At 72.2% G+C, this 10,605-nt stretch carries 11 protein-coding genes and 1 pseudogene; 4 read left to right on the forward strand and 8 right to left on the reverse strand.

The window, feature by feature from the left end; genetic code table 11:
- The 7 genes from pheT to infC all read right to left on the reverse strand — a co-directional run.
- On the reverse strand, positions 1 to 1,630 hold a 1,630-nt coding region (gene pheT, locus IH13_RS38850; protein WP_031089193.1), incomplete at its 3' end, for a phenylalanine--tRNA ligase subunit beta.
- Positions 1,630 to 2,757 (reverse strand): phenylalanine--tRNA ligase subunit alpha, encoded by a 1,128-nt coding sequence (gene pheS, locus IH13_RS0129895; protein WP_031089194.1) that lies wholly within the window; start codon positions 2,755 to 2,757, stop codon positions 1,630 to 1,632. The genes pheS and pheT, both read right to left, overlap by 1 nt.
- 167 nt (positions 2,758 to 2,924) lie before the next feature.
- Positions 2,925 to 4,052 carry a sensor histidine kinase gene (locus IH13_RS0129900; protein ID WP_031089195.1) on the reverse strand — a complete coding sequence of 376 codons (1,128 nt, stop codon included), beginning with the start codon at positions 4,050 to 4,052 and terminating at the stop codon, positions 2,925 to 2,927.
- A 145-nt stretch (positions 4,053 to 4,197) separates the two neighbouring features.
- Complete coding sequence (locus tag IH13_RS0129905; protein ID WP_031089197.1) at positions 4,198 to 5,037, reverse strand: TrmH family RNA methyltransferase; 840 nt, start codon at positions 5,035 to 5,037, stop codon at positions 4,198 to 4,200.
- A gap of 178 nt (positions 5,038 to 5,215) precedes the next feature.
- The gene (rplT, locus tag IH13_RS0129910; protein WP_031089198.1) at positions 5,216 to 5,599 is read right to left on the reverse strand and encodes a 50S ribosomal protein L20; all 384 of its coding nucleotides are present in this window, start codon (positions 5,597 to 5,599) and stop codon (positions 5,216 to 5,218) included.
- 106 nt (positions 5,600 to 5,705) lie between these two features.
- Positions 5,706 to 5,900, reverse strand: coding sequence for a 50S ribosomal protein L35 (rpmI, locus tag IH13_RS0129915; protein WP_014044927.1), 195 nt, complete (start codon positions 5,898 to 5,900; stop codon positions 5,706 to 5,708).
- Between the two features lie 120 nt (positions 5,901 to 6,020).
- Complete coding sequence (gene infC, locus IH13_RS0129920) at positions 6,021 to 6,683, reverse strand: translation initiation factor IF-3 (protein WP_199814892.1); 663 nt, start codon at positions 6,681 to 6,683, stop codon at positions 6,021 to 6,023.
- A gap of 387 nt (positions 6,684 to 7,070) precedes the next feature.
- Between infC and IH13_RS0129925 the strand changes: the two genes are divergently transcribed.
- Entirely contained in the window at positions 7,071 to 7,457 is a 387-nt protein-coding gene (locus IH13_RS0129925; RefSeq protein ID WP_031089200.1) for a DUF1844 domain-containing protein, read from the forward strand.
- An 85-nt stretch (positions 7,458 to 7,542) separates the two neighbouring features.
- Here IH13_RS0129925 and IH13_RS38855 read toward each other — a convergent pair.
- Positions 7,543 to 8,243, reverse strand: a pseudogene (locus IH13_RS38855) (SseB family protein).
- 177 nt (positions 8,244 to 8,420) lie between these two features.
- Here IH13_RS38855 and IH13_RS38860 point away from each other — a divergent pair.
- The 3 genes from IH13_RS38860 to IH13_RS38865 form a co-directional block, all read left to right on the forward strand.
- On the forward strand, positions 8,421 to 8,681 hold the full coding sequence (locus tag IH13_RS38860; protein WP_031089202.1) for a hypothetical protein: 261 nt from the start codon (positions 8,421 to 8,423) through the stop codon (positions 8,679 to 8,681).
- A gap of 121 nt (positions 8,682 to 8,802) precedes the next feature.
- Positions 8,803 to 9,252 carry a MarR family winged helix-turn-helix transcriptional regulator gene (locus IH13_RS0129940; protein WP_031089203.1) on the forward strand — a complete coding sequence of 150 codons (450 nt, stop codon included), beginning with the start codon at positions 8,803 to 8,805 and terminating at the stop codon, positions 9,250 to 9,252.
- Positions 9,253 to 9,315: 63 nt separating this feature from the next.
- Positions 9,316 to 10,605, forward strand: a 1,290-nt coding sequence (locus tag IH13_RS38865) for an MFS transporter (protein ID WP_110085069.1), incomplete at its 3' end; no start/stop codon positions are given.

The raw sequence follows: 10,605 nt of genomic DNA on the forward strand, positions 1-10,605 counted from the left end.
GGCGGGCGTCGTCCTTCTCCAGGCCGAGCCGGTCGAGGACGGCCTCGCCGATGAACGGGTAGCTGAGCGCCTCCACGTACCCGGCCCCGGCCAGCGCCCGGCCGATGCGGCGGTGCAGCCGCTGACGGTCGGTCAGCCCGCGTCCGGAGGGCGGGGTGGGCAGGGTGGACGGGAGGTTCTCGTAACCCTCCAGCCGGATGACCTCTTCGGCGAGGTCGTTCGGCGCGGCCAGGTCGGGACGCCAGGACGGCACCGTGACGATCAGCTCGTCCTGCCCGTAGACGTCGCAGCCGACCTCCTGGAGGCGGCGCACGACGGTCTCACGGCCGTAGGAGACCCCGGCGACCCTGTCGGGGTGGTCGGCCGGCATCGCGATGGTACGGGGCGCGGACGGGGCGCTGATCTCGGTCACGCCCGCCTCGGCGGTGCCCCCCGCGAGGAGGACCAGCAGGTCGACGGTGCGCTGCGCGGCAGCGGCGGCGGCCTGCGGGTCGACACCGCGCTCGAAGCGCCTGGACGCCTCGGAGGACAGCTTGTGGCGGCGCGCGGTGCGGGCGATCGAGAGCGCGTCGAAGTGCGCGGCCTCGATGACGACCTCGGTCGTGCCGGCGTCCTCGGTGGCCGCGTCGGCGATCTCGGTGTCGGCACCGCCCATGACGCCCGCGAGGCCGATCGGTCCGCGGTCGTCGGTGATGACCAGGTCCTCGGCGTCCAGGACGCGCTTGGTGCCGTCGAGCGTGGTGAGCTTCTCGCCCGGCTGGGCGCGGCGCACGCCGATCGGCCCCTCGACCCGGGTGCGGTCGTAGGCGTGCAGCGGCTGGCCGAGTTCGAGCATCACGTAGTTGGTGACGTCGACGGCGAGCGAGATCGGGCGCATCCCGGCCTTCTGCAGCCGGCGCTGCAGCCAGATCGGGGAGCGGGCCTCGGGCCGCAGCCCGGTGACCGTACGCGCGGTGAAGCGGCTGCACCCGATGGGGTCGGAGACCTTGACCGGGTAGCCGAAGGCGTTCGGCGCGGGGACGTCGAGCAGCGCCGGGTCGCGCAGCGGCAGGCCGTAGGCGATGGCGGTCTCGCGGGCGACACCGCGCATCGACAGGCAGTAGCCGCGGTCCGGGGTGACGGCGATGTCCAGGACCTCGTCGACGAGCTCCAGGAGCTCGATCGCGTCGGTGCCCGGCTCGTACTCCGGCGGCAGCACGATGATGCCGTGCGTGCCGTCGTCGCCCATGCCGAGCTCGTCGGTGGAGCAGATCATGCCGTGCGAGGTCTTGCCGTACGTCTTGCGTGCGGAGATCGCGAAGTCGCCGGGCAGGACGGCGCCGGGCAGGACCACGACGACCTTGTCGCCGACGGCGAAGTTGCGGGCGCCGCAGACGATCTCCTGCGGTTCGCCGGTGCCGTTGGCGTCGCCGACGTCGACGGTGCAGAAGCGGATGGGCTTCTTGAAGCCCTCCAGCTCCTCGATGGTCAGCACCTGTCCGACGACCAGCGGGCCCTTGAGGCCGGCACCGGTCCGCTCGACGGTTTCCACCTCGAGGCCCACGGCCACCAGCTCGGCCTGTACGTCACGGCCGGTCTCCGTCGCCGGCAGGTCGACGTACTCCCGCAGCCAGGAAAGCGGGACGCGCATCAGATCTCCATCCCGAACGGCCGGGTGAAACGGACGTCACCTTCGACCATGTCTCGCATGTCTTCTACGTTGTGGCGGAACATCAGCATCCGTTCGATGCCGAACCCGAAGGCGAATCCGCTGTACTTCCCGGGGTCGACGCCGCAGGCGACGAGCACCTTGGGGTTGACCATGCCGCAGCCGCCGAGCTCGATCCAGCCCTCGCTGCCGCAGGTGCGGCAGGGGCGGTCCGGGTTGCCGACGGACGCGCCGCGGCAGACGTAGCAGACCATGTCCATCTCGGCGGACGGCTCGGTGAACGGGAAGAAGTTCGGCCGCAGCCGGGTCTTCATGTCCGCCCCGAAGAGCGCCTGGACCATGTGGTCGAGGGTGCCCTTGAGGTCGGCCATGGTCAGGCCCTCGTCGACGGCGAGCAGCTCGATCTGGTGGAAGACCGGGGTGTGCGTGGCGTCGAGCTCGTCGGTGCGGTAGACCCGGCCGGGGCAGACCACGTAGACGGGGGGCTTACGGCTGAGCAGCGAGCGGGCCTGGACCGGCGACGTGTGCGTACGCAGCACGACACCGGACTCGTCGCTCTTCGCGCCGTCGGCGCCCCGGACGAAGAAGGTGTCCTGCATCTGCCGCGCCGGGTGGTCGGGCACGAAGTTCAGGGCGTCGAAGTTGAACCACTCCGCCTCGGCCTCGGGGCCCTCCGCGATCTCGTAGCCCATGGCGACGAAGACGTCGGCGACGCGCTCCATGAAGGTCGTCAGGGGGTGGCGTGCGCCGGCCGGGGTGCGGTCGTAGGGCAGTGTGACGTCCACCGCCTCCTCGACGAGCACCCGGGCGTCCCGCTCGGCCTCCAGCTCGGCCTGGCGGGCGGCCAGTGCCTTGGAGACGGCGCCGCGGGCCTGGCCCACGCGCTTGCCCGCCTCGGCCTTGGCCTGCGGGGGCAGGGCGCCGATCTCCCGGTTGGCGAGCGACAGGGGCGAGGTGCCGCCCGTGTGCGCGGTCTTCGCCTGGGCGAGCGCGTCGAGGTCACCCGCGGCCGCGAAGGCGGCGAACGCCTCGTCCCGCATGCGCTCGATCTCTTCCGGTTTCAGTGCCTCGACCTCGACCGGGTCGTACGACTTGTTCGGTGCCGACATCTCTTCCCGTGCTTCCGATTGGCTGGTGGCGACCTGGCTGGACGACTGAGGACGCAAAGGTGCCAAAAGTCGAGTCTACGGGCCGCGGACGGCCGGAGAAGCCCGCGGGCTGCCCGGCCCTCCCCGTCGCCCGCCGCCGCCCTGTCTGATTCGCTACGCGAAAACCCTTATGTCATGTAGGCCGGGGCGCTCACGGGCAGGATGAACCGGAACTCCGCCCCGCCCCCGGGCCCGCGGCCGACGGTGATCGTGCCGCCGTGCACCTCGACGATGCCCTTGACGATGTACAGGCCCAGGCCGGTCCCGCCGCGCTTGCTCCCCCGCCAGAAGCGGGTGAAGACGCGGCCCATCGACTCCTCGGGGATGCCGGGCCCCTCGTCGCTCACGGTCACCGCCGTTCCGCTCTCGCCGCTCCCGCCGGATGCGGGTGCGATGTCGATGGTGACGGTTCCCTCGCCGTGGCGCACCGCGTTTTCCAGGAGGTTGCCGAGGACCTGGTCCACCTTGTCCGGGTCCGCCCACAGGTCGGGCAGCGGCTGCCGGGTGCGGACGAGGAACCGGTCGGGCGCCTGGCCGGCCGCGACGAGTGCCTGGACGTGGCGTTCGACGGCGGCGGAGACGTCCACCGGCTGGCGGCGCAGCTCCAGCCGGCCGGAGTCGATGCGGGAGATGTCGAGCAGCTCGGCGATGAGCCGGGTGACGCGGTTGGCGTCGGCGTCGACGGTCTCCAGCATCAGCCGCTTCTGGTCGTCGGTGAACCTCTCCCACTTGGCCAGCAGCGTCGCGGTGAACCCCTTGACGGAGGTCAGCGGGGAGCGCAGCTCGTGGGCGACGGTCGCGATCAGCTCGGCGTCGCTGCGTTCCGAACGCCGCCGGGCCTCGGTGCCGCGCAGCGAGACGACGACCCGGCGGACCGGCCCCCTGGGGGCCTCCCGTACGTACCGGGCGGAGACCAGCACCTCACGGCCGCCCGGCAGCAGCAGGTTGCGCTCGGGCTGCCCGACGCGGGTGGTGAGCCCGCCGTACGGATCGGTCAGGGCCCACCAGCGCCGGCCCTTGAGGTCCTCCAGGGGCAGCGCGTGCTCCAGGGGACGGCCGAGCGCCGCGGCCCGGGGGGTGGCGGTGATCCGGGCGGCCGCGGAGTTGAAGCAGACGACACGGCCGGTCTCGTCGGCGACGACGAGTCCGTCGGGGAGGTGGTCCGGGTCGACGGCGCCGACCGCGTCGTCCGGGTCGCCGGTGGCGCGCACGGCTGCCGTGTGTGTGTGACGCGGCCTGCTCATGCCGACAGCCATATTCCCGTACCCCACCTCTCGAACCGGTGCAGTGGGCCCCCGAGTCCGCCACCCTACTAGGCGTCGGACGGCCTGCGACACCCTGCGGCGGCGCACCGGCGGGTGTGGCGCGTATCGATCGGTCGCGGGGCGCCGCAGGGGTGGCTCAGGCCGTACGGCGCGGGCGCTGGGCGCGCGCGGATGCGTACAGGCAGACGGCGGCGGCGGTGGCGAGATTGAGGCTCTCCGCCTTGCCGTGGATGGGGACGCGGACCACCGCGTCGGCCAGCGCGCGGGTCTCCTCGGGCAGGCCCCACGCCTCGTTGCCGAAGACCCAGGCGGTGGGTCCGCCCATGGTGCCGGCGTCGAGCTCGTCGTCGAGGTCGTCGGTGCCCGCGCCGTCGGCCGCGAGGATGCGCACCCCGGCGCCCCGGAGCCCCCGCACGGCCTGTTCCACCGGTACGCCCACGGCTACCGGCAGGTGGAAGAGCGAGCCGACCGAGGCACGCACGGACTTGGGGTTGTAGAGGTCCACGGAGGCGTCGGTGAGGACGACGGCGTCCGCGCCGGCCGCGTCGGCGCACCGCAGGACGGTCCCGGCGTTCCCGGGGTCGCGTACGTGGGCGAGTACGGCGACCAGGGTGGGCTTCGCGGCGAGGATCTCCTCGAAGGGCGAGTCCAGGAAGCGGCAGACGCCGATCAGCCCCTGCGGGGTGACGGTCTGCGAGACGTCCGCGAGCACGGCGGCGTCGGCGAGGTGGACCCGGGCCCCGGCCGCGTGTGCGGCGGCGACGATGCCCTCGTACCGGTCGGCGGCCTCGACGGTGGCGAAGAGCTCGGTCAGGGTGGGCTCGCCGTCGCTCCCCCGGTGCGCGGCCGCCTCGCGGACGGCCTGCGGGCCCTCGGCGATGAACCGGCGCTCCTTGCCGCGGAAGTTGCGCCTGGCCAGCCGGCGTGCGGCGGCGACGCGCGGCGATCGGGCGGAGATCAGTTCGTGGGTGCCCATGGTCGGCGGCGAGCCTCTCTGCGTAACTCTGCTTCTCTGCGTACGTTTCTCTGCGTACGCACCGGGCGTACGGCGGCCGTGTACGGAGCCCCGGGGGTGCGCACCTCGTGCAACGCACCGGACCCGCAGACGGCTGGCGCCTGCGGGTCCGGCTCGGAACTCTCGAAGAGCGGCCTGGTCAGGCGGCCTTCGGGGCGTTGACGTCGCTCGGGAGCGCCTTCTGGGCGACCTCGACGAGCGCGGCGAACGCGTTCTCGTCGTTGACCGCGAGCTCGGCCAGCATCTTGCGGTCCACCTCGATGTTGGCGGCCTTCAGACCCTGGATGAGGCGGTTGTACGTCATGCCGTTCTGGCGGGCGGCCGCGTTGATGCGCTGGATCCAGAGCTGACGGAAGTCGCCCTTGCGCTTCTTGCGGTCGTTGTAGTTGTAGACCAGGGAGTGGGTGACCTGCTCCTTGGCCTTGCGGTACAGGCGCGAACGCTGGCCGCGGTAACCGCTGGCGGCCTCGAGGATCGCCCGGCGCTTCTTGTGTGCGTTTACTGCCCGCTTGACGCGTGCCACTTTTAACTCCTTGCAGCGGGGCCGTGGTTGGACTCACACGGCCCGGAAACGAATGGGTCCCGGTCGGGTCGAGGGCGCGCTTCCGGCTGAACCGGAAGCCGCTGCCTCACTTGCCGAGAAGCTTCTTGATCTTCTTGGCGTCGGCCGGAGCCACGACGGTCGTACCGGTCAGCGAGCGGGTCTTCTTGGACGACTTGTGCTCGAGCAGGTGGCGCTTGCCGGCCTTCTCGCGGAGCACCTTGCCGGAGCCGGTGATCTTGAAGCGCTTGCTGGCACCGCTGTGCGTCTTGTTCTTCGGCATCGCGCCGTTATCTCCTCGTCGGTGGCGCCCCTCACGGTGCAGGGCACCGGACTGCAGGGGCGTCAGATCTTTGGGTGGTTCCGAGGGGCCCTGGGGGCGCCTGGCCGGCGCCCCCGGAGGTCACGCCTCGGAAGGTGTCTCGCCCGAAGCCTCGGCCGCTGCGGCGGGAGCCTCGACGTCCTCGCCCTCGGACTCGGCGTCAGCGGCGGAACCCTGACGGCCGGCCTTGCGGGCGGCCTGGGCCTCGCGGGCCTCGGCCATGGCTTCGGTCTTCTTCTTGTGCGGGCCCAGAACCATGATCATGTTCCGGCCGTCCTGCTTCGGGTTGGACTCGACGAAGCCGAGGTCCTCCACGTCCGAAGCGAGACGCTGGAGCAGTCGGAAGCCCAGCTCGGGACGGGACTGCTCACGACCACGGAACATGATCGTGATCTTGACCTTGTCCCCCTGCTTGAGGAACCGGACGACGTGACCCTTCTTGGTGTCGTAGTCGTGCGGGTCGATCTTCGGCCGGAGCTTCATTTCCTTGATGACCGTGTGCGCCTGGTTCTTACGCGCCTCACGGGCCTTCATGGCCGACTCGTACTTGAACTTCCCGTAGTCCATGAGCTTGCACACGGGCGGGCGGGCGGACGCCGCCACCTCGACCAGGTCGAGGTCGTACTCCTGCGCGAGTTCAAGGGCCTTGGCGAGCGGAACGATCCCGACCTGCTCGCCGCTGGGACCGACAAGTCGCACCTCGGGAACGCGAATCCGGTCGTTGATACGGGGCTCGGCGCTGATGGATCCTCCTCGGTAGCACCACGCGACCGCCTGGCGGACAGCCGCGTAACGTCTGTTTTCGGTGAGACCAACCGAGCCGGGAGAAGAAAAATGCCCCGGACGGGACACAGGCGGGGCTCCTGGAGATACCGGAACACCGCCGCGTCGACCGCGGGGCGCATCGGACGGCCCCATCGTCCGTACGGAACGATGGCTACCGTCTGACCGGTGACCCGCCGTCCCGGGGGACGGTCAGGTGGGAGATCGGAGCCTCCACTTGTGGGCCGGGCACATAGATGTCCGGCCGGTCGTTGCACAAGATTAGCAGCCCGCCCGCGCGTGCGCTAATCCCCGCCTCCGCCGCTCCCGCCGGAGGGAGGTCTCCGGCCTGGCCTTATCGTGTGGGGCATGAGTGACGCGACCACCCCCAGCAGCGACGGCCTCGGCGGCGACATCCCCGGCCCCGGCTTCGACGACATGGCCCGCGACATCGCGGAGGTCCCCGCGGTCGAGGTGATCGTGACGGTCGCGGTCAACCTGATGAGCGCGGCGGCGGTGAAGCTCGGCCTGACGGAGGAGGGCGAGGCGCACAAGGACCTGGACGAGGCCCGCAAGCTGGTCCAGGCGCTGGCCGGGCTGCTCGACGCGAGCGCCACCGAGATCAGCACCTTCCACGCCTCCCCGCTGCGGGACGGCCTGAAGTCGCTCCAGCTGGCCTTCCGCGAGGCCTCACTCGTACCGGACGAGCCCGGCCAGGGCCCCGGCGAGAAGTACACCGGCCCGGTCTACGGCTGACCGCTCCCCGTACCCTTCCCCGAGCCCGCCGCCCGTCCCGACGGGTGGCGGGCTCTCCCCGTGTCCCTCTCCGCGTTTCCGGGCGTCAGCGGCTGAAGAGCGGTTCACCCGGGGGCGTGGCTCCGGCCGGCAGCAGCGCGAGGTCGATACCGCGCACCAGCCGGGCGCGCAGGACCTCGCTGGCCGCCATGGCGTCGGCGCGTCCGGCGCGAGGACGAGGGCGAGGGTGCCGTCGGCCTGACCGGGGCCCAGGTGGGCGCGGACGACGGCCGGCTCGGCGGCGGCGATCTCGCGCACGGCGGTGACCACCTGCGGGTCCTCCAGCGGGTCGGTGCTGGTGCGGTTCTCGGCCAGGGCCAGCAGCGCCGGCCCGGTCAGCTCGAAGGCGACGGGGCCCGCGAGGTCGAGCACCACGGTGTCGGCCTTCTCGTGCGCGGCGGCCTGCAGCGCCTGGTGCAGGGGTACGGCGACGGGGCGGGCCTGCGGGTCCCAGCGGGCCAGCGAGTCGGTGGAGGTGAAGGCGGGCAGCGCGCGCCGGCCGCCGGCCTGCAGCGTGGGTACGGCCATGTCGCTGGTCTTCTCGCGGCGCAAGCCGTTCTCGTCCTCCTCCACCTCGCCGAGGACGGCGACGACGGGGACGAGCAGCCGGGCGTCGCGGAGCGCCGCCAGGACCGGGCCGACCGCCGACCGGTCCTCGGCCCAGGCGGCCAGCGCGGCCGTCAGTGCGGGGGCGGCGGAGCCGTCGTCGTCGGAGAAACCGGGGTCCGGGATGTTCTTGAGCGCCACACGCCGAGCCTAGTGGGTCCGCTTTCCCCCCTCGGCGACAGGTCGTGCACAGCCGCCGGTTCCGGTTCCGGTTCCTGCCGTCCGGGCCACGGCCCGCCACAGAACGCGCGGATCCGCCCCGTCCCCCTCGGTGACGGCCCTCGCCGTGCCGGCCGAGGACGGCGCGGGGCGCACGCGGTGTACGCCGACGGGGCGCACGACCCGGCGAGCACCGTCAAGGCCGACATCCTGGCCGCCCTGCTGCTGCGGACCCAGGACGAGGGGCGGCAGCCGAGCGGCGCCGAACCGGCCCACGTGGACGCCATGATCCGGCGCAGCGACGACGCCTCGGCCACCGAACCGCTGAAGACGGTCGGCGGTGCGGAGGCGCCGGACGTGGCGCACGAGCGCCTGGGGCTGACGGCCGAAGCCTCGGACGGGAGCCGCCGGAGCGGCTGACCACGGCGCCGAGAGCAGCCGGCCGGGGCCGTGGGAGCGGCCGGAACGCCGCGCGGACCAGATCCGCGTCCCTGCGGGCAGCAATCTTGCTGCACTGTACATCTAGATGCATAATGCCGTTATGGACACGCGGGAGAAGGAAGGCCAGGAGTCGGCCGACGGCCTGATCGTCGCCGTCGAGCACCTGGTGCGCCACGTCCGCCGGAGCTCCCTCGCCGGAGGGCTCAGCCACACGGCCGCCTCGGCACTGGGGCGCCTGCACCGCGAGGGCCCGCAGCGCCTCACCGATCTGGCGCGCGACGAGGGCGTCTCCCAGCCGAACATGACCCAGCTCGTCAACCGCATGGAGCGGGACGGCCTGGCCCGTCGTGTCGCCGACGCGCGCGACGGTCGCGGGGTACGGGTGGAGGTCACCGACCAGGGTCTGGCGGTCGTCCGGCAGCGGCGAGCCGAACGCGCGGAGGCGCTCGGCCGGCTGATCGACTCGCTGAGCGAGCCGGAGCGGCGCGCGGTGGAGACCGCGCTGCCCGCCCTGGCCCGCGCCGTGCAGGACCAGGCCCGCGGCGCCTGACCGCCTTCCGCTTCCGCTGCCCGCTCACGCCCGACCCGTTTTCAGACGCTGGAGAGAACGCGCATGAGTAGCTCGCACGGAAAGTCCACCGGCCTGTTCAGGCAGCCGAAGGCCGTCTGGGCCGTCGCCTTCGCCTGTGTCATCTCCTTCATGGGCATCGGTCTCGTCGACCCGATCCTGCCCGCCCTCGCCGACAGCCTGGACGCCACGCCCAGCCAGGTGTCCCTGCTCTTCAGCAGCTACCTGATCGTCACCGCCGTCGCCATGCTCTTCGTCGGCTGGATATCCAGCCGGATCGGGGCCAAGCGCACCATGGTGGCCGGCCTCGCCGTCATCGTCGTCTTCGCCGCCCTGGCGGGAGCCACCGGCTCGATCAACGGGATCGTCGGCTTCCGCGCGGGCTGGGGTCTGGGCAACGCGATGTTCATCGCCACGTCCCTGGCCGTCATCGTCGCCTCGGCCAGCGGCGGGTTCAGCGGCGCCATCATCCTCTACGAGACGGCACTCGGCCTGGGCATCGCCGTCGGCCCACTGCTCGGCGGCGAGCTCGGCTCCCTCAGCTGGCGCGGCCCCTTCTTCGGCGTCGCGGTCCTGATGGCCGTCGCCCTGGTCGCCACCCTCGTCCTCGTCCCGTCCACCCCCCGGCCCGAGCGGCCCACCTCGCCGATCGCACCGCTCAAGGCGCTGCGCCACCGCGGCCTGCTGATCATGGGGATCATGGCCCTGCTGTACAACTGGGGCTTCTTCACCATGCTGGGCTACGCGCCCTACCCCATGGAGCTGGAGGCCCATCAGCTCGGCCTGGTCTTCACCGGCTGGGGCCTGCTGGTCGCCGCCTTCAGCGTCTTCTTCGCCCCGCGCCTGCAGGCCCGCTTCGGCACGGCCCCCGTGCTCTACGTCAACCTGTTCGCCCTGGCCGTCGTGATGGCCGTCATCGCGGCGGGCGTCTCCACGCCCACGGTGGTGATCGTCGCGGTGATCGTCAGCGGCGCCTTCATCGGTATCAACAACACCCTCACCACGCAGGCCGTCATGCTCGTCTCCCCCGTCGAGCGCCCGGTCGCCTCCTCCGCCTACGGCTTCCTGCGCTTCATCGGCGGCGGCCTCGCCCCGTACGTGGCCGGCAAGCTCGCCGACGCGACCGATCTCGGAGTCCCCTTCTACCTGGGGGCCGCCACCTTCCTCCTCGCCATCCCGGTCCTGGCCGGCGGCCACCGGCTGCTCGCCCGGGGTCGCCGTCGGCGGCCACGACCGGGCGGTCGCCGTCGTCGGCGCCGCGGCCCGTCTCGCCCGCGGCACCGGCAGCCCGCTGGAAGTCGTCCACGTCCGGCAGACCGCCGTCGTGGAGGGGCA

The sequence above is a fragment of the Streptomyces sp. NRRL WC-3549 genome, assembly GCF_000721935.1.
In the GTDB taxonomy this organism is placed as follows: domain Bacteria; phylum Actinomycetota; class Actinomycetes; order Streptomycetales; family Streptomycetaceae; genus Streptomyces.

Coding starts and splice junctions, on each gene's coding strand:
- pheS (WP_031089194.1), bottom strand. CDS start 2,757: ATGTCGGCACCGAACAAGTCGTACGACCCGGTCGAGGTCGAGGCACTG.
- IH13_RS0129900 (WP_031089195.1), bottom strand. CDS start 4,052: ATGGCTGTCGGCATGAGCAGGCCGCGTCACACACACACGGCAGCCGTG.
- IH13_RS0129905 (WP_031089197.1), bottom strand. CDS start 5,037: ATGGGCACCCACGAACTGATCTCCGCCCGATCGCCGCGCGTCGCCGCC.
- rpmI (WP_014044927.1), bottom strand. CDS start 5,900: ATGCCGAAGAACAAGACGCACAGCGGTGCCAGCAAGCGCTTCAAGATC.
- IH13_RS0129925 (WP_031089200.1), top strand. CDS start 7,071: ATGAGTGACGCGACCACCCCCAGCAGCGACGGCCTCGGCGGCGACATC.
- IH13_RS0129940 (WP_031089203.1), top strand. CDS start 8,803: ATGGACACGCGGGAGAAGGAAGGCCAGGAGTCGGCCGACGGCCTGATC.